We start from the raw sequence: 18,994 nt of genomic DNA, 5'->3' as shown, positions 1-18,994 counted from the left end.
ATGACAGTTTCCAACACCAAGACCCTCTTCGAAAAGATCTGGGATGCCCACCATGTCGCGTACACCGGGACGGGGGCCTCGCTGATAGCCATCGACCGCGTGTTCCTGCATGAGCGCACCGGCGCCGCCGCGCTCAAATCGATGGCTGCGGCGAGCCGCCCCGTGCGCGATCCCGCCCGCGTCTTCGCGGTGATGGATCATATCGTCGACACCCGGCCGGGGCGCGGCGACGGCACCTTGATGAAAGGCGGGTCGGCCTTCATCACCGAGACCCGCGCCGCCGCCAAGGCCGCAGGGATCACCCTGTTCGACGTGAACGACCGCGACCAGGGCATCACCCATGTGATCTCGCCCGAACTCGGCATCGTGCTGCCCGGGGTCACGCTCGTCGCGCCCGACAGCCACACCTGCACGCAGGGCGCACTTGGGGCGCTGGCCTGGGGCATCGGCTCGAGCGAGGCGGAACATGCGATGGCGACTGGCGTGCTGCGGCTCGACCGGCCCAAAACTATGCGCATCACTTACAAGGGCCGGTTGGCGCCCGGCGTCACCGCCAAGGACATGATCCTCGCCCTGATCGCCGCGCACGGGGCCGGTGGCGGCGTGGGCCATGTCGTGGAGTTCGCGGGCGAGGCGGTGCGCGCGCTCGACGTCGAGGCGCGCATGACCCTGTGCAACATGGCCACCGAATTCGCCGCCATGACCGGCATCATCGCGCCGGACGCCAAGACCTTCGAATACCTCGCCGGTCGCCGCTATGCGCCCGAGAACTTCGGGGAGCCTTATTGGCACACGCTGAAAACCGACGAAGGCGCGCGCTTCGACCGCGAGATCGAGATCGACGCTGCCGCGCTCGCGCCGATGGTCAGCTGGGGCACCAGCCCCGAGCATGCGATGCCGGTAGACGGCACGGTGCCGCAGGGTCCGGCGAGGGCGCACGAATACATCGGCCTCGCTGCCGGTGTGAAGTTACTGGGCACGCCGATCGACGTGGCCTTCATCGGCTCGTGCACCAATGCGCGGCTGTCCGACCTGCGCCGCGCCGCCGCGCTGCTCAAAGGGCGCCGCATCGCGCCGTCGATCCGCAAGGCCATGGTGGTGCCGGGAAGCTCGGCGGTGAAGCGCGCGGCGGAGGCCGAGGGGCTCGACAAGGTCTTCACCGAAGCAGGGTTCGAGTGGCGCGCCAGCGGCTGTTCGCTCTGCTTCTTCGCGGGCGGCGAGCATTTCCCGGATGGCAGCCGCACCATGAGCAGCACCAATCGCAACTTCGAGGGACGGCAGGGCCCGGGGATCCGTACTCACATCGCCAGCCCCGAAACGGTCGTCGCCAGCGCGCTGGCGGGCTCGATCGCGGACCCCCGGGAGCTGGTGCGATGACCCCCTTCACCACCCTCACCTCGCGCGCGGTGCCTCTGCTGCGGGACAACGTGGACACCGACGCCGTCATCCCCAGCCGCGAGATGAAGAGCACCGGGCGCACCGGGCTTGCGGACGGTCTGTTCGCACCGTGGCGCTATCTCGATGCAGGCCGGGAGCACGGCGCGCGCGCGCCCGATCCGGAATTCCCGCTCAACCGCCCGGAAGCCAGTGGCGCGCAGATCCTGCTGACGGGCGCGAACTTTGGCTGCGGATCGAGCCGCGAGCATGCCGTCTGGGCTCTGGGCGAATACGGCATACGCTGCGTGATCGCGCAAAGCTTCGCACCGATCTTCCGCGCCAACTGCATCCGCAACGGCCTGCTGCCCGTGGCCCTGCCTGAAGCGGTGATCGCCGCCATGGCCTGGCAGGACGTGACCGTCGACCTGCCCGCGCAGAATGTCCGCTGCGGCGCCGCCATCCACCGCTTCGAGATCGAGCATGAGCCGCGCCAGATGCTGCTCGAAGGACTCGATGCCATCGACCTCACGCTCAAATCGCTGCCGGCCATCGAGGACTGGACCTCGAACGACCGCAAGGCACGGCCCTGGGTGTACCTGGGGGTCTAACTGGAAAAGACACGATGACACAGATTCTCGTTTCCGAAGTCGGCCCCCGCGACGGGTTGCAGTCGATCAAGGCGGTGATGCCGCTCGAGGCCAAGAAGGCCTGGATCACCGCCGAAGCCGCAGCGGGCGTGCGCGAGATCGAGGTGGGTAGCTTCGTGCCGCCCAGCCTCCTGCCGCAGATGGCAGATACCGCAGAACTGGTCCGCTTCGCCCGCGGGATCGAAGGACTGAACGTCGTCGCGCTCGTGCCCAATGCCAAGGGCGCACGGCGCGCGGTGGAGGCGGGCGTCCATGCCATGTCGATCCCGCTCTCGATGAGCGAGACCCATTCTATCCGCAACGTGCGCAAGGATCATGCCGCCATGCTGGCGGAAATCGCGGAAGCTGCCGGGATCGCCAAAGCGGCGGGCGTGCATTTCGCCGTCGGCCTTGCCACCGCGTTCGGATGCACCATCGAGGGCGCCGTGCCGGAGGACACCGTGGTGCGCCTTGCCCTCGCCGCCGCCGAGGCCGGCGCGCAGGAATTCAGCCTTTCCGACACCACCGGCTATGCCGATCCCGCCCAGGTCCAACGGCTCGTCCGCAAGGTCAGGGCGGCCGTGGGCGCCGACATGCTGACCACGCTCCATCTGCACAACACGCGCGGCCTCGGTCTCGCCAATGCGCTGGCGGGGCTGGAGGAAGGCATCACCACGCTGGACGCATCGCTGGGCGGACTCGGCGGCTGTCCGGCAGCGCCGGGCGCCTCGGGCAACCTCGTCACCGAGGACCTTGTGCTCATGCTCAATGCGATGGGGCTGGATACCGGCATAGACCTCGAACGCCTGCTGGAAGTGCGCCAGATCCTGGCCGCCGCCCTACCCGGCGAGCCGCTCTACGGCTTCACGCCGGATGCAGGGCCGATGCTCGACTACAACGAAAGGATCGCCCGATGAGCGAGAATGTCCCGCTGCCGGTGGTCCCACAGCCCCTCGCCGGAATCCGTGTCGTCGAATTCACACACATGGTCATGGGGCCCGCCGTGGGCCACATCCTGGCCGGGCTCGGCGCCGAGGTGGTGCGTATCGAGCCCATTGGCGGCGACCAGACGCGCCGTCTGCTCGGTTCGGGCTCCGGCTATTTCCCGATGTACAACCGGGGCAAGCAGTCGATCTGCCTGGACCTCAAGTCGTCGGAAGGCCTGCAGGTCGCCCGCGACCTGGCCGAAGGCGCGGACGTGCTGATCGAGAACTTCCGTCCCGGCGCGCTCGACCGGCTCGGCCTGTCCTACGAGACGCTGGCAGAGGCCAATCCCCGCCTGATCTACTGCTCGGAAAAAGGCTTTCTGCCCGGCCCCTACGAACAGCGCACCGCGCTGGACGAAGTGGCGCAGATGATGGGCGGGCTTGCCTACATGACCGGCCCGCCCGGTCGGCCACTGCGCGCCGGATCGAGCGTGATCGACGTGGCCGGCGGCATGTTCGGCGTGATCGGCATCCTCGCCGCGCTAGAGGAACGCCACCGCACCGGGCGCGGCCAGAAGGTCGTCGCCAGCCTGTTCGAGACGACGATCTACCTTGTCGGCCAGCACATGGCACAGTTCGCCGTCACCGGAAAGGCCGCTGCGCCGATGCCCGCGCGCATTTCGGCCTGGGCGATCTACGATGTGTTCGAGACGCGCGACGAGCCTGTCTTCATCGGCGTGGTCAGCGACGCTCTCTGGCAGAAGTTCTGTGCCCTGTTCGAACTCGATGCCCTTTGGGCCGATGAAAGCCTGCGTACCAACAACCAGCGCGTGCTCGCCCGCGAACGCATCCTGCCGCAGGTGCGCCAGCTCGTCGCCTCGATGACGCGGGACGAGATCGTGGCGAAGCTGGAAGGCACCGGCCTGCCTTTCGCGCCGATTGGGCGGCCGGAAGACATGTTCGACGATCCGCAGCTTGCCGAAGGCGGGCTGGAGCCGGTCACGCTGGACACCGGCGAGGAAACGAGGCTGCCGACGATCCCGCTCCAGATGGGCGGCCTGAGGCCCGGCGCACCAGTCGCATTGCCCACACCGGGCGCCGACAGCCGTGCGGTGCTGACGGCGCTGGGCTATGCGCCGGACCGGATCGATAGCCTTGTCACACAGGGCGCGGTCGGCGCGGATTGAACGCCCCGCTTCGCTCGCTCCCTAAAGAAAGAGGGGCGGATCCTGCCATCCGCCCCTCTTTCTTTGTGACGTTTGAAGCGTGAAAATCAGAACTCGGCGAGCAGTCTTCCCATGCCCTCGATCCTGTCCTCGATCCCCTGCGCGCGCAGCGCGTGCCAGTACGTCGCGGTGTTGATCGCGATCACCGGCTTGCCCAGCTTCGTCTCGTATTCGGCGGCGAGGTCCACCATCGATAGATTGGTGCCGACCTGCACGATGGCATCGACGTCGTCCCCGTCCAGTTCGGCGATCACCTCGCGAAGCCGATCGGGACCGACCTTGGCGATATCGGTCCAGCGCCGGCATTCCAGCGGCACGTCGCGTTTTACGGAGAAGCCCGATTCCTCCAGGAAATTGCGCACTTCGGCGTTGGCGACCGGGTAGTAGGGCGAGACGAAACTAACCGACTTCGCGCCGTAGGCATGGAGCGCGGCCGCCACCGATTCCGCGCCGGTGGAGGCGCCGATACCGGCCAGGTCCTCAACCTGTTTCTTCCATTTCCGGCTGCCCTCGACACCGCCGTAGAAGGTGATCGCCGACATGCCGAGCACGAGATAATCGGGCTTGCAGGTCATGACCGAGCGCACAGCGTCGAACGTATTCTCGGCAATGGCCGTGGTCCCGGCGATGAAATCCTCGTTCGAAAGCGCCAGCGGATCCTCGACGTAGATGCGCGAGAAATGGTTGGTCACGCCTTCGGGGCGCATCCGTTCCATGTCGGGCTGGACCACGGTGTTGGTCGAAGGGGCAATGACACCCATCAGCTTGCGCCAACCGAGAACGTCTCCCATTGCGGATACTCCTGTTGCAACGGCCTCCGGCCGCGCTGGTTGATAGGAAGGTTGCCGGGGTCTGGTTCAGCGAATCGCGGCGGCCTGCGAGAGGCTCTCGAACATCGCCTGCCGCAGCATGTAGGCGCGGCGGCGCTCATCGTCCTGCTTGATCGCCAGCATGGCTTCGCGGCGGCGCTTGTGCGCCTCGTCCTGCCCGCCGCGGATCATCGCCATGTTTTCCTTGGTCTGCATCTGCGTGAAGCTATGCGTCACCTCGCGGCGCTGGCGGTCGTAGAGCGCGAGGTTTTCCTCGGCCGCGCCGCCCGCCTTCTGGCCCTTGAGAACCGGCAGCAGCTTCTCGAACAGGTTGAAGGCATCGTGCACGCCCGAATTCATGCCGAAGCCGCCGAGCGGATTGTTGAGATGCGCGGCATCTCCCGCCAGCATGACACGGCCCTCCCGGAACGACTGGGCGACGCGCTGGTGGACGCGGTAGAGTGTGCGGTGCTGCGTCTCCACCATCGATCCATCGCCGACGAGGCGCCCGAAGATCTCGTTCTTCATGGCGTCCGAGCGCAGTTCCTCGTCGCTCAGCGAACCGTCGGTGGGCACCAGCACGCGCCAGAGCGTGGGCACGCGCAGCAACACCAGCCATTCGTCGGGATCGGACACGTAGTTGACCCAGGCGAGGTTCGGCAGGTGCTTACCGATGTCGAACGCGGTCGACAGGCACAGGAACCGCTCAGGATAAGTGAACCCGTCGAATTCGATGCCGAGCCACTTGCGCACGACCGAGTTCGCGCCGTCGGCGCCGATCAGGTAGTCGGCGCGCAGGCGCTCGATGCCGGTCATCGTCTCGATCGCGAGGTTCACGCCGTCTGCGTCTTCCTCGAACGTCAGCAGGCGGCTGCCGAAGCGCACATCGGCATTGCCCTGCTTTTCGAGCCCAGAAGCAAGCGCCCGCGACAGGTGATACTGCTCGCACTGGATGCGGAAAGGATAGCGCGTCACATCGGAAATTTCGTCGAGGTCGAAGTCGATCACCTCGCCCGAATGCCGGTCGCGCCAGTGGTAGACCGGAGCCTTGAGGCCTTTTTCCAGCAGCATCGGCGTGATGCCGATCTGGTCGAGCATTTCCAGCGTGGGGGGATGGAACGTCGAGGCGCGCAAGTCCTGCGCGCAGTCGGCGCCGACCTCAAGGACCACCACATCGATGCCTGCCTGCGCCAGCAGCGTCGCCAGGACCGTTCCGACCGGTCCCGCCCCCGCGATCGCCACCTGACACCGTTCAACTGCCGCCATATCGAGCAGACTCCATTTCCTGTTGCACATCCCGCTATGGACCACTGACCGGCGGCAAGCGGCCAAGTCGCGGAACTATCCGAGGTTCGGGGAGGAATGATCGGGTGGTGAGCAAGGCGCAGGGCCTGGCGCCGCGCCCGATCCGATCCCGGACGACGCGGCCACTGAAAAGGGGCGCGCCTCAAGGCACGCCCCCTTTCCTTCAATTAGCGAATTTGCGGAATCAAACGACCGCGCAGACGGTCTTCCACTCCAGATAATTCTCCAGCGCCTGGCGCCCGCTGTCGCGGCCCCAGCCCGATTGCCTGACGCCGCCGATGGCGAGCGTGGCGTCGTACATGGCGTGGCAGTTGATCCAGACCGTGCCCGCCTTTATCGCGCTAGACATGCGGTGGGCGTTGGAAAGCCCCTCGGTCCAGACGCTGGCGGCAAGGCCGTATTCGCTGTCGTTGGCCGCCGCGATCACTTCCTCGACATCGTCGAAGGCCTGCGCGACCAGCACCGGGCCGAACACTTCCTCGCGCACGATCTCCATGCCGGGCTTCACGTCCACGACCACGGTGGGTGTGATGTAGGTTCCGGCCTCGCCGGTGCGCTCGCCGCCGGTGAGCATCGTCGCGCCCTCGGCGCGGGCGCGCTGGAGGAAGCCTTCGATGCGCTCCGCGTGACGCAGCGAGACCACCGGGCCCATCTGCGTATCGGCGGCCAGACCGTGGCCGAGCTTCAGGCCCCTGGCATAGTCAGCCACGCCCTCGACCACCTGATCGTGGATCGAACGGTGGACGTAGAGACGCGAACCGGCGATGCAGACCTGTCCTCCGTTGAAGTAGATCGCGTTGGCGACACCGGGGATCGCCATCGACAGGTCGGCATCGGGCATGACGATGGAGGGGGACTTGCCGCCCAGTTCCAGCGTGACGCGCTTGAAGTTGGTCTTGGCGGCATCGAGCACCGCGCGGCCGGTGGCGGTGGAGCCGGTGAAGGCGATCTTGTCGACGCCCGGATGCGAGGCAAGCGCCGCGCCGGTTTCTCCGCCAAGGCCCGTGATGACGTTGATGACGCCGGCGGGAACGCCCGCCTCCACCATCAGCTCGGCCAGGCGCAGCGCGGTGAGCGAGGTATCCTCGGCAGGCTTGAGCACCACGGTGCAGCCGGCCGCCAGCGCCGGCGCCAGCTTCATCGCGGTCAGCACCAGCGGCGAATTCCACGGCACGATCGCGGCGACCACGCCGACGGGCTCGCGCACGGTCCAGGTCCGCATCTGCTTGCCGGCGGGCTGGTAGTTGATCGAGCTTTCGAGCGTGGTGCCCTCGATCGCCATGGCCTGGCCGGCGAAGAAGCGGAACTGGTTCACCGCGCCCGGGATCTCGGCCCAGCGACCGACGAACAGCGGCTTGCCCTGGTCGAGCGTTTCCAGTTCGGCGAGGTCGTCGATATTCGCCTCGATCAGGTCCGCTATCTTCCAGAGGATGCGGGCCCGCTCGACCGGGACGGTGGCGCTCCAGCCCGCCAGCGCGGCGCGCGCTGCGGTGACGGCGGCATCGACGTCCGCCGCGCCCGCCTTGGCGACCTGGCCCAGTTCGCTGCCGGTGGCCGGATCGAGCGTGGCGAAGGCGGCGCCATTCGCCGCCGCGTACCATTCCCCGCCGATGAGGAGGCCCTGCCCGCCCGCGCGTCTCGCGAGGAACTCCTTCGTGCCGGTGCGAAGCGTGCTGAAGTCGAGTGGCATGGCTGTCTCCTTTGTTGCGACCTTTCCTAATCTGGTGAACGGCACGGCGGCCCATCGCCACCCCAAAAATTCGCTGGGCGGATAAGTCTGTCCGAAACCGCAGCGTCCGCTCGCCGGCGCGGTACGCAGACTGCAATGCGGTCTTGCCGTATTGTTATATCACTATACCATTTCATCAACCCGGAGTCGTCGGCCGCATACCGCGCCCGAATTTCCGGGACCGAACACTGCCTGAGGGCAAGCCGGATGGGGAACGCATGACCTATCGTTTAGGCGTGGACGTCGGAGGGACGTTCACCGATCTGCTTCTTTTCAACCAGGACAACGGCGAGTTCTGGCGCCACAAGACGCCGTCGACGCCGCATGACAGCTCCGAGGGCATCCTGAACGGTGTCACCGCGGTCTGCGAGAAGGGCGGCATCGCCCCCTCCGACGTAGAGTTCTTCCTACATGGTACCACCGTGGCCACCAACGCGGTACTCGAGGGCAAGGGCGCGCGCGTCGGCCTCATCACCACTGACGGCTACCGCCAGGTCATGCAGATCGCCCGTTCCTTCGTGCCCGGCGGCCTTGCCGGCTGGATCGTCTGGCCCAAGCCCGAGCCGCTGGCCGCGCTTGAGGACACGTTCGAGATCAAGGGCCGCATGAACGCCCGCGGCGAGGAAACCGTCGCAATCGACGAGGCCCAGATCCGCACCGCGCTCGAAGCGCTCAAGGCGTCGGGCGTCGAGGCGCTGACCGTCGCTCTCATCAATGCCTATCTCAACGGCGCTCACGAGCAGCGCGTGGCCGAGCTGGCCGCCGAAATCATGCCCGAGGTGCCGATCTCGCTCAGCCACCTGGTCCTGCCGGAAATGCAGGAATACGAACGCACCCTCACTACCGTCGCCAATGCAGCGGTGCGCCCGGTGGTGGGCAAGTACGTCCGCAATTTGCGCGACCGCCTGCGCGGCGCCGGCATGGCGGGCTCGCTTTCGCTGCTGCGCTCCGATGGCGGCCTGATGTCCTCCGAGAAATCCGAAGAGCATCCCGTCTCGCTGCTGATGTCGGGTCCGGCGGGCGGCGTCACCGGCGCCATCTGGGTCGGCCGCAACGCCGGTATCCGCAATATCCTGACGCTAGACGTCGGCGGCACCTCCACCGACGTCGCGCTGATCGAGGACCTTGAGGCCCGCCGCCAGCGCACTACCGAAGTCGGCCACCTCTCGGTCCGCGCCTCGGCGCTGGACGTGAAGACGGTCGGCGCGGGCGGCGGCTCGATCGCCTACGTGCCTGAACTGACCAAGGCGCTGCGCGTCGGCCCGCAGTCGGCAGGCGCGGTGCCCGGCCCGGTTGCCTATGGCAAGGGCGGCACCCTGCCCACCGTCACCGACGCTAACGTCGTGCTCGGCTACCTTCCCGAAAACCTGCTCGGCGGTACCTTCAAGCTCGACCGAGAAGGCGCGAAGAAATCCGTCCAGACCATTGCCGATGCGCTCGGGATCGGCCTGATGGAAGCCGCGCGCGGCATCATCGACATCGTCAACGAGAACATGTTCGGTGCGCTGCGCATGATCTCGGTGCAGCAGGGCTACGACCCGCGCGACTTCGCGGTGATGGGCTTCGGCGGCGCCGGGCCGCTCCACGTCAATGCCGTCGCGCGGCTGATGGGTTCGTGGCCCGCCGTCTCGCCGGTCTCGCCCGGTGTGCTGTGCGCGCTGGGGGACGCCACCACCCGCATGCGCACCGAAACCGCGCGCTCGTTCTCGCAGCGCGTGGCCGACACCAGCGAGGCCGACGTGCTCGCCCTGCTGGAGGAAATGGCCCAGCAGACCCGCGCCGAACTTGCCGCCGAAGGCATTGCCGAGGCGGACATCACCAGCCAGTTCGAACTCGACGTGCGCTATGAAGGCCAGGCCTTCGAAGTGCCCCTCTCCATCGATCCCGATACGCTCAGGGCGGACGGCCTCAAGGGCGTCACTGCGCGCTTCGATGCCGAACACTTGCGCCTCTTTACCTTCAACATGGACAGCGCCCACGAGCTGGTGAACTTGCGCGCCGTCGCCATGGGCCCCGCGCTCGAACTGCCCTCGCCCCCGCTGGAGCAGGGCGACGGCGATCCGATCCGCGCCAAGCTGCGCGACCACGAACTGTGGTCCGGCAGCGCGATGGAGCCCGCCGTCATCTACGACCGCGCGAAACTGCGCGCCGGGGACGTCATCCCCGGTCCGGCCGTCGTCACCGAAATGGACTCGACCACGCTGATCGAGGCCGACTGCGTCGGCACCGTCGATCACGCCGGCAACATCCTCATCAACCTCGCCTGAGGGGGAAACCAACATGCCCGCACGTATCATCCAGGCCAACGAGGCCCCCTTCCAGACCGTTCCCGTGGATCCGGTCACGCTCGACATCATCGAGAACGCCCTGCGCAACGCGCGCATCGAGATGGACGCCACGCTGGTGCGCACTGCGATGTCACCCGGCATCCGCGAGCAGGGAGACGCCTTCCCGCTGATCGCCGACCACCAGGGCCGCATGATCGTCGGCCAGTTCGGCAGCTACATCGGCCCGTTCCTCGAAGGCTTCGACGGCACCGTCGAGGACGGCGACCTGATCTTCCTGTCCGACCCCTATTCGGTGGGCGGCGCGATCAGCCACTCCAACGACTGGCTGGTGCTGCTGCCGGTGTTCAAGGGCGGACGCCTGATCGCCTATACCTCGATGTTCGGACACCAGAGCGACATCGGCGGCATGGTCCCCGGCTCGATGCCGATCCACGCCACCGAGATCTTCCAGGAAGGCGTGCGCATCCCGCCCGTCAAGATCTGGAAGCGCGGGGAATACAACGAAGACCTCATCAAGCTGGTCATGCACCAGTCGCGCACGCCGGACTGGTGCAAGGCCGACCTCAACGCGCTGATCGCCTCCTGCCGCGTCGCCGCGCACCGCGTGGTGGAGATGGTGGAGCGCTTCGGCGACGATATGTTCGTCTCGGCCACCGACATGCTGCTGGAACGCAACCACCGCGCGATGAAGCACCTGATCGAAACCTCGATCGGCGAAGAGAAGGTCACCTTCGAGGATTACATCTGCGATGACGGCATGGGCTACGGCCCGTACCGGATCAAGTGCACGATGTGGCGCGAGAACGGACGCGTCGTGCTCGACTTCGCGGGCACCGATCCGCAGTCGAAGGCCTCGATCAACATGCTGCTGAACGAGAACATGATGCGCATGTTCTTCGGCATCTACATGATCATGATCTTCGATCCGCAGATCCTGTTCAACGACGGTTACTACGACCTGATCGACGTGCGCATCCCGGAAGGCTCGCTGCTCAAGCCGAAGTTCCCCGCCGCGCTTTCGGGCCGTACCCACGTGCTCGGCCGCCTGTTCGACATCCTGGGCGGACTGCTGGGCCAGAAGACGCCGGAATTCCTCAACGCCGCCGGCTTCTCGTCGAGCCCGCACCTGTTCTATGCGGGTCACGACAAGGCCGGAAAGTGGTTCCAGCTGTTCCAGATCGGCTTCGGCGGCATTCCCGGCCGCCCGCTGGGCGACGGACCCGACGGCCACTCGCTGTTCCCCGGCTTCACGAACGTGCCCAACGAATTCCTCGAACGCTACTTCCCGCTGGAGATCGTGCGCTACGAGACGGTGGCGGATTCGGGCGGCGCCGGCCTGCACCGCGGCGGCAACGGCATCAACATGGTCTACCGCTTCCTCGAGCCGGGCGTAATCGCGATCCACGACGACCGCTGGTTCGTGCCGCCCTGGGGTGTCAACGGCGGCCTTCCCGGCAAACGCGCGCGCAAGATCCTCACCAAGGCGGACGGCTCCAAGATCGTCGTCGGCAACAAGCTGGAGGACTACCCCGTCGAGGCCGGCGACGAGCTTCAGTTCATCACCTGGGGCGGCGGGGGCTGGGGCGACCCGCTCGACCGCGATCCCGCGCTGCTGGCCAAGGAACTGAAGCAGGGCCTCGTCACTGCCGAGGGCGCCAGGGACTACGGCGTCGTCCTCGTCGACGGCGCAGTGGACGACGGTGCCACCGAGGCGCTCCGTGCCAAGCTTCGCGACGAACGCGGCGACGTGGGCGTGTTCAACTTCGGTCCCGATATCGAGACCCTGCGCGCCAACTGCCTCGCCGAGACCGGCCTGCCCGCACCTACCGCTCCGCAGTGGGATGCTGCATCGAACGGCGTGCTCGCCCAGGCCGCCGAATAAAAACGCAGGAGAGAACCCAGATGGCCAACCCGATTTTCCGCCAGAAGCTGGAGAGCGGCAAGTTCTTCATCGTTCCCGGCATACAGGACATGATCGCTGCGGTGATCGCCAACAAGGTCGGCTTCGATCTCGTCTACGGCACCGGCTATTGGCTCACCGCCTCCGCCTGGGGCCTGCCCGACGCCGGCATCGCGACCTACACCGAGATGCGCAATCGCATGGAGACGCTCGTGCGCACCTCCAATGCGGCAGTCATAGCCGACGCCGACACCGGCTACGGCGGCCTTCTCAACGTGCACCACACCGTAAAGGGTTACGAGGCCTCGGGCGTCACCGCTATCCAGCTCGAGGATCAGGAATTTCCCAAGAAGTGCGGCCACACACCCTTCAAGCGGCTGATCCCGCTGGAAGACATGGTCGAGAAGATCAAGGTCGCGATCGATGCCCGAACCGACGAGAACCTCGTCGTCATCGCTCGTAGCGACGCCCGCGCCAGCGAGGGCATGGACGGCATGCTGCGCCGCCTGGAAGCCTATTCCAAGGCCGGGGCCGACGTGCTCTTCCCCGAGGCACTGACTTCGGAAGAAGAAATGCGCCGCGCCTGCGCCGAGCTCGACAAGCCGTGCATGGCCAACATGTCGAACGGCGGCAAGTCGCCGGTGCCCAATGCCTCGGTGCTGGAGGAGATCGGCTATGCCTATGCCATCTACCCCTCGCTCACCAGCCTCGTCGCCTGCACCGCGATGGAGAAGGCGCTGCGCAACCTGAAGGACAACGGCGTCGGCGAACCCGAGGGCATCTTCGACTTCAACGAGTTCTGCTCGCTGATCGGCTTCGAGGATGTCTGGGACTTCGAAAAGAAGTGGGCGCCGGCTCCCGCTCCGGTCAAGTAGAGCGAGGAACGTAATCCCATGAAGCGCCGGATCGCCGCCGCCGTCCTGTCCCGCTCGGGCGACCACCCCAAGCCTTATGCCGAGAGCGAACCGCTGGCGATCCGCCAGCTCGATCTCGACGATCCGCTGCCCGGCGAAGTTCTGGTGCGGATCGATGCTGCGGGCATCTGCCATTCCGACCTTTCGGTCATCAATGGCGACCGGCCGCGGCCGATGCCGATGGCGCTGGGGCACGAAGCCGCAGGTACCGTGCTAGAACTCGGCGACCCGGACGAACCCGGCCTCGCCGTGGGCGATCGCGTGGTGCTGGTCTTCTTGCCCAGTTGCGGTCAGTGCGTGCAGTGCCTTTCGGGCGAAGGTTACCTCTGCGCGAACGGCGCCGCCGCCAACGGCAAGGGCGAACTGATGCGGGGAGGCAGACGCCTCTCGTGCGCCGGGGACCATGGCCAGGAGCCGGTGCATCACCACCTCGGCGTCTCGGCCTTCGCCACCCAGGCGGTGGTGGACCGACGCTCACTGGTGAAGATCGACTCCGACATTCCGCCCGAGACCGCCGCCCTGTTCGGATGTGCGGTGCTCACCGGCGTAGGCGCGGTGATGAACACCGCTAAGGTTCAGCCAGGCGAGAGCGTGACCGTCATCGGCCTCGGCGGCGTTGGCCTTTCGGCGCTGCTCGGGGCGCTGGCGGCGGGCGCGCAGCCGGTCCATGCCGTGGATCCCTCCCCTGCAAAGCGCGCCCTGGCGCTGGAACTCGGCGCGGCGAGCGCTTCGGCGCCCGGCGAGGACGACGCCGCGATGGGCAGCGACGTGGTGGTCGAGACCGTTGGCAAGGCCGCCGTGCTCGCCGACGCCTATCGCTCGGCCCGGCGCGGCGGGCGTATCGTTACGGTCGGCCTGCCCAATCCGTCCGAGGATCTGTCGATCAACGCTCTGTCATTGGTGGCGGAGGGTAAAACGCTGATGGGAAGTTACATGGGCTCCTCGATCCCCGCCCGCGACATTCCGCGTTACATCAAGCTCTGGCGCGCCGGTCGCCTGCCCGTCGAGAAGCTGCTGACCTCGGTAGGCCCGCTGGAGGAGATCAACGAGGCCATGGACAAACTCGCGTCGGGAGACGCCGTTCGACAGGTTCTCGTACCTGGCTGGTGAGCCTCTCGCCGATTCGCGTTTCGCTGATCGGTGAGCCCGCTCTGGACGGTACGGGTGCGCAACCGAATTTCACTAATGTCCTGAAAATCAAAAAAAAGGGCGCCTAGTGACAACTATGGCTGTGATTTTGTTCCGCCTAGCGGGAAAAATATCCGGCAGGCGGATAACGCCTTGATTATTCCGAGCAGACGTCATTCCCTTGTCACTCTTCCGATAACACGAAAACGGACGGGGTCTGCTAATGGAAAAAGGGGTTCCAATTCGGTCTATCACGCGGTCGATAGCCGCGCTCAAGGCCATCAACCGCCACGGCTCGCTCTCCATGATGGAAATCGCCAAGGCTTCCGAAGTACCTTATCCGACCGCGTGTCGTATCGTCCAAACCCTGCTTTACGAAGGCTTGATCGAGCAGGAGCCGGCGCGGAAGCGCTACCGCGCCACCGCGATGGTACAGGCGCTGGCCACCGGTTTCCAGCAAGATGACGAACTCGTCCGCCTGGCTCGCCCGCACATCGTAGGCATGACCAAGCGCGTTGGCTGGCCGATCTCCATCGCGATCCGCGTGGGCCGCGAAATGATGGTGCGCGATTCGACCCATTCGAATTCGTCGCTCACGTTCGAACGCTATTACCCCGGCTTCACGCTGCCCATCCTCGACAGCGCCTCCGGGAAGGTATCGATGGCTTATGCCCCCGACGAGGAGCGCGAGATGATCCTGCGCTTCATGCGCGTGTCGCAGGACATCGATCTCAACTATCTCGCCACCGCCGAAGTCAGCCTCGATGTCGACCGCATCCGCGCAGAGGGTTACGCCGTCCAGGGACGCAACCACTTCAACCTGACGCCGGGCAAGACTTCGTCGATCTCCGTGCCGATCTTCCGCAACGGACACTTCGAAGCGGCCATGACCATGGTGTTCTTCGTGGCCGCCATGCGCCTTTCGCAGGCGCTCGAATTGTACCTCGACGATCTCAAGGGCACGGCCGCGGCGATCAGCCACGACCTGTCGAACCCCGTGCCGATGGGCCACGCCTGACAAGAAAAAGGGAGGTCCGGAGGACCTCCCGATATCTCTCCGATGCGAACGAAGCGCCTTGCGGCGCTTTTTCGCCGGTTCAAAGCCGCGCCGTCACGGCCTTGGTCTCTAGATACCCGTCCAGCCCTTCCTTGCCGAACTCGCGTCCCCAACCCGATTGGCCATAGCCGCCGAAGGGGATGTTGGTCCCCACCGCGCCGTGGCAGTTGATCGAAACATGGCCCGAGCGGATGCGCCTCACCAGCCGATGCGCAGTCGAGATGTCCTTCGTCCAGACCGAGCCCGAGAGCCCGTAAGGCGTGTCGTTCGCCAGTGCCGCCAGTTCGTCGAGATCGGTGGTCTCGACCTTCATGACCGCCATGACCGGGCCGAAGATCTCCTCCTTCACCAGCGCCATGTCGGGGCGGCAATCGGTGTATATCGTCGGCCGCACGAAGTTGCCGGGACGGTCCAACTTCTCGCCCCCCGTCACCAGGTTCGCGCCGGCTGCTTCGGCGCCCTCGATAAAGCCCATGACTTTGGCGGTATGGGCATCCGAGATCATCGGGCCCTGCATGGTCGCGGGATCGAGCCCGTGACCGAGCGTCATCGATTCCGCGAAAGCCTTGAGCCCGGCCACCAGTTCGTCGTGCACCTCGGCATGGGCGAAGACGCGCGTCCCGGCCATGCAATTCTGACCCTGGAGGAAGAACGTGGCCATCGCCACGCCCGGCACTGCCAGCGCGAGGTCGGCGTCGGGCATGATCATGACCGGGCTCTTGCCGCCCAGTTCCAGGCTGACTTTCTTGAGATTGCCCAGCGCTGCCGAGACGATCCTGCGCCCGGTCGCCGTCGAGCCAGTGAAAGAGACTTTGTCGATCCCCGGATGCGCCGCGATGGCGGCCCCGGCATCGGCGCCGAGCCCGTTGACGATGTTGACCACGCCGGCCGGGAAGCCCGCGTCGAGCACCATCTGCCCCAGTGCGAGGACCGAAAGCGGCGTCTCTTCCGACGGTTTGACGATCACCGTGCAGCCCGCCGCCAGCGCCGGCGCGAGCTTGAGGATCGCGGTGGAGAGCGGCACGTTCCACGGCACGATCTGGCCGACCACGCCCACCGGCTCGCGCAAGGTATACGTCAGGGCCTCGGTTTCGGCGGCGATGTGGCGCGGGGGCGCGGTGGTGGTACCCTCGATCCGCATGATCGCGCCGGCATAGTAATCGACCATCTCGACGCAGTTCGACGTGGTCAGTCCGGCGATGAAGCTGGGCATGCCGTTGTCGAGAATGTCGAGCTGGGTGAGCAGCGCGGCGTTCTGCTCCATGATACGTGCCAGCCGGTGCATCAGCGCCGTGCGTTCGGCCACCGTCATGCGGCCCCACGACCCTTCAAAGGCGCGGCGCGCAGCGGCAACCGCGCGGTCGATCTCGGCCGCGCCGCCGGTCTGGACGCGGGTGAGTTCCAGGCCGGTCGCCGGGTCGCGGCTGACCAGTTCGCCGCTGCCCTCCACCCATTCGCCGCCGATCAGCAGCTTATGGGTGGCACCGAGGAACGCCTCGATCTCGGGCGCGATGGCATGGCCGTCGAAGCGCAGCGCATTCATACCGGCACCGTCCTGCAATCGTAGTTGAACAGGCCGAGAGATTCCTCGTCCTTGGTGCCCTCGAGGCCGAAGAAGTCCGTATTCTGGCCCTGCATTCGGTCGGCGTTGGCGTTGCTTTCGGCCTGGATGAAAGTCGCGCGTTCATGGCGAGCGGCTTCATAGCGCCTCAGACCCTCGCCAATCGTCTCCGACGCTGCCAGCGCGCGGGCAAGGACGACGCCATCCTCGATCCCGCAGGCGGCGCCGTGGCCGAGGAACGGCGTCATGGCATGGGCCGCATCGCCGATCAGCGTCACGTTGTCGTCGATGATCCAGCCGGGCAGCGCGGTGCGCGCATTGATCGCCCACTTGTACATCGGCTGCTCGCAGGCCGCCGCGATGAGCTTCTGCGCATCCTCGCACCAGCCTTCGTAGACCTTGCGGACTTCCTCGGGATCGACCGGCGTGGTCCAGCCCTCCTCGTTCCAACCGTCCTGGCGCGAGAAGAACACAAGGTTCATCGCCGTCGAACCGCGGATATTGTAGCGCGTGATCATCGCGCCGGGGCCGATGATGATGCCGGGAAAGTCCGAAAGCTCCTGCAATTCCGCCGTCACCGGCACCAGGCAGCGCCAGGCGACGTGGCCGGTGAAGTGCGGCGGCGTGGTCTCGAAGCGCTCGCGGATGACCGACTTGACGCCGTCCGCACCGACGATGAGGTCACCCGTGACCGTGGAGCCGTCCACCAGCGTCACCGTGTTGCCCTCACTGGAAACCACCCCCGCGCTGGTGCGCAGGTCGACGCCCGCGCGTCGCGCGGCGCCGAGCAGCACTTCGTGCAGGTCGGCGCGGTGAATGGTGACGTAAGGCGCACCGTACTTGTCGCGCTGGTCGGAGCGGTCCTTCGCGACGATGGTGCGGCCATCGTGCCAGTGCTGGATGCGCTGCCGGCTGGGCTCGACGCCCGCGCTCGCCGCCTCCTCGCAGATACCGATAAAGTCGAGGCCCTTCATGGCGTTCGGGGAGAGCGTGACGCCCGCCCCGATCTCGCCGAATTGACGCGCGCTTTCGAGCAGCGTGACCTTGAAGCCTTCTTGCGCCAGCGCGGCGGCCGCGGTCATTCCCGCAATGCCGCCACCCACCACGACGATGGTCTCGGGACGCGCCATGTCAGCTCTTCGCTTCGAGCTGGCCGGGAATGTGGCTCTCGTGGTTCTGTAGATACCACTCGGCGATCTCCTCGCGCGTGGCCCACCAGACGTCCGGCAGCGACTTGGCGTGCTCGATGAATTCACGCAGCGCGCGCACGCGGTGGGCGCGGCCCGAGACATGCGGGTGCAGGCCCACGTTCATGATCCGCCCGGTCTTCGCACCCTCGGCATAGAGCACGTCGAGTTCCTCGATCAGCGCGTCGCGGAACTGGTCGGTGGTGAAGTTCTTGCGGGTGATGAAGGTGAAATCGTTGATCTCGTTCGAGTACGGGACGGAGACGATCGGGCCGTGGGGCGTGCGCAGCAGGAACGGCTGGTCGTCGTTCATGATGTCGCAGTAGAACGTGCAGCCCTGCTCGGCGAGAATGTCGGCGGTCTGCATCGTGCCGCGCAGGCTGGACGACAGCCAGCCCTTGGACTTGCGCCCGGTGTACTTCTCGAACTGCTCGAGGCTGCGCAGCACGATGTCCCGCTCTTTCTCGGGGTGGTGGGCGAAGTTGGTGAGCAGTTCGCCCTGCTCCCAGTTATGGGTCAGCAGCTCCCAGCCGCGCTCAAGCACGGCGTCGGTCATCGCCTTGCGGCGCTCGAAAGTCACGGCATTGGTCGTGCAGCTGGCCGGAACGCCCAATTCGTCGAACAGGTCGAACAGGCGCCAGATGCCCACGCGCTGGCCATATTCGCGCCAGGTGAAGTTCGGGAAGTCGGGCGTGTTGCCGGGCAGCACGTCGGGCAGGATCGCCGGACCGCCCGCGTAATAGGGCTTGTCGGTATCCTTGGTGAGATCCCAGGTTTCCAGGTTGAACGTCAGGATCAGGGCGACCCTCGCGCCGTTCGGCCACTTGAGGGGCTGGCGCTGCGGAAGGGGAACGTAATCGTATTCCATGGGACAATTCTCGCTTGCGACTTGTTATAGGACCCGAACCATAGTCCAGGCATCCTTCCCCACCCCCGCGCCGCGAATCTCCGCCTTGCGATC

Annotated in this window: 15 protein-coding genes; 9 read left to right on the top strand and 6 right to left on the bottom strand. The window is 66.2% G+C overall.

Annotation, left to right across the window (positions count from 1 at the left end; translation table 11 throughout):
• The 4 genes from PMI02_RS04115 to PMI02_RS04100 are packed head-to-tail and all read left to right on the top strand — an operon-like array spanning position 1 to position 4,116.
• The gene (locus tag PMI02_RS04115) at positions 1-1,377 is read left to right on the top strand and encodes a 3-isopropylmalate dehydratase large subunit (protein WP_007679139.1); all 1,377 of its coding nucleotides are present in this window, start codon (positions 1-3) and stop codon (positions 1,375-1,377) included.
• Entirely contained in the window at positions 1,374-1,985 is a 612-nt protein-coding gene (gene leuD / locus PMI02_RS04110; RefSeq protein WP_007679137.1) for a 3-isopropylmalate dehydratase small subunit, read from the top strand. Before PMI02_RS04115 ends, leuD begins: the two co-directional genes overlap by 4 nt.
• 14 nt (positions 1,986-1,999) lie before the next feature.
• Positions 2,000-2,920, top strand: coding sequence for a hydroxymethylglutaryl-CoA lyase (locus PMI02_RS04105; protein ID WP_007679135.1), 921 nt, complete (start codon positions 2,000-2,002; stop codon positions 2,918-2,920).
• The gene (locus PMI02_RS04100; RefSeq protein WP_007679133.1) at positions 2,917-4,116 is read left to right on the top strand and encodes a CaiB/BaiF CoA-transferase family protein; all 1,200 of its coding nucleotides are present in this window, start codon (positions 2,917-2,919) and stop codon (positions 4,114-4,116) included. The genes PMI02_RS04105 and PMI02_RS04100 overlap by 4 nt, the downstream gene beginning before the upstream one ends.
• Positions 4,117-4,202: 86 nt before the next feature.
• Here PMI02_RS04100 and PMI02_RS04095 read toward each other — a convergent pair whose 3' ends face one another.
• The 3 genes from PMI02_RS04095 to PMI02_RS04085 all read right to left on the bottom strand — a co-directional run bounded on the left by PMI02_RS04095 (position 4,203) and on the right by PMI02_RS04085 (position 7,959).
• A complete protein-coding gene (locus PMI02_RS04095; RefSeq protein ID WP_007679132.1) occupies positions 4,203-4,946 on the bottom strand; it encodes a hypothetical protein in 744 nt (247 codons plus the stop codon).
• 66 nt (positions 4,947-5,012) lie between these two features.
• Positions 5,013-6,230 (bottom strand): NAD(P)/FAD-dependent oxidoreductase, encoded by a 1,218-nt coding sequence (locus PMI02_RS04090; RefSeq protein WP_007679129.1) that lies wholly within the window; start codon positions 6,228-6,230, stop codon positions 5,013-5,015.
• Positions 6,231-6,453: 223 nt separating this feature from the next.
• Complete coding sequence (locus PMI02_RS04085; RefSeq protein ID WP_007679127.1) at positions 6,454-7,959, bottom strand: aldehyde dehydrogenase; 1,506 nt, start codon at positions 7,957-7,959, stop codon at positions 6,454-6,456.
• Positions 7,960-8,216: 257 nt separating this feature from the next.
• Here PMI02_RS04085 and PMI02_RS04080 point away from each other — a divergent pair, with 257 nt between their 5' ends.
• From PMI02_RS04080 to PMI02_RS04060, 5 genes are all read left to right on the top strand, one after another.
• Entirely contained in the window at positions 8,217-10,265 is a 2,049-nt protein-coding gene (locus PMI02_RS04080; RefSeq protein WP_007679125.1) for a hydantoinase/oxoprolinase family protein, read from the top strand.
• Positions 10,266-10,278: 13 nt separating this feature from the next.
• Positions 10,279-12,168 (top strand): hydantoinase B/oxoprolinase family protein, encoded by a 1,890-nt coding sequence (locus tag PMI02_RS04075; RefSeq protein WP_007679122.1) that lies wholly within the window; start codon positions 10,279-10,281, stop codon positions 12,166-12,168.
• A gap of 20 nt (positions 12,169-12,188) precedes the next feature.
• Entirely contained in the window at positions 12,189-13,061 is an 873-nt protein-coding gene (locus PMI02_RS04070) for an oxaloacetate decarboxylase (RefSeq protein ID WP_007679121.1), read from the top strand.
• Between the two features lie 18 nt (positions 13,062-13,079).
• Complete coding sequence (locus PMI02_RS04065; protein WP_007679119.1) at positions 13,080-14,210, top strand: alcohol dehydrogenase catalytic domain-containing protein; 1,131 nt, start codon at positions 13,080-13,082, stop codon at positions 14,208-14,210.
• A gap of 241 nt (positions 14,211-14,451) precedes the next feature.
• The gene (locus PMI02_RS04060) at positions 14,452-15,246 is read left to right on the top strand and encodes a helix-turn-helix domain-containing protein (RefSeq protein WP_007679117.1); all 795 of its coding nucleotides are present in this window, start codon (positions 14,452-14,454) and stop codon (positions 15,244-15,246) included.
• Between the two features lie 79 nt (positions 15,247-15,325).
• Here the strand turns inward: PMI02_RS04060 and PMI02_RS04055 are convergent, their stop codons facing one another.
• Genes PMI02_RS04055 through PMI02_RS04045 form a run of 3 tightly spaced genes read right to left on the bottom strand, consistent with a single transcriptional unit; the run spans position 15,326 to position 18,901 of the window.
• Positions 15,326-16,828 carry an aldehyde dehydrogenase gene (locus PMI02_RS04055; protein ID WP_007679116.1) on the bottom strand — a complete coding sequence of 501 codons (1,503 nt, stop codon included), beginning with the start codon at positions 16,826-16,828 and terminating at the stop codon, positions 15,326-15,328.
• Positions 16,825-17,976: an FAD-dependent oxidoreductase gene (locus PMI02_RS04050; protein ID WP_007679114.1), complete on the bottom strand. Its 1,152-nt coding sequence runs from the start codon at positions 17,974-17,976 to the stop codon at positions 16,825-16,827. Before PMI02_RS04050 ends, PMI02_RS04055 begins: the two co-directional genes overlap by 4 nt.
• 1 nt (position 17,977) lies before the next feature.
• Positions 17,978-18,901: a hypothetical protein gene (locus tag PMI02_RS04045; RefSeq protein ID WP_007679112.1), complete on the bottom strand. Its 924-nt coding sequence runs from the start codon at positions 18,899-18,901 to the stop codon at positions 17,978-17,980.
• Positions 18,902-18,994 lie beyond the last annotated feature (93 nt).

The organism is Novosphingobium sp. AP12 (assembly GCF_000281975.1).
Lineage (GTDB): Bacteria > Pseudomonadota > Alphaproteobacteria > Sphingomonadales > Sphingomonadaceae > Novosphingobium.
Note: the sequence above shows the minus strand (reverse complement) of the source record. Positions and strands in the feature narration are given on the sequence as shown.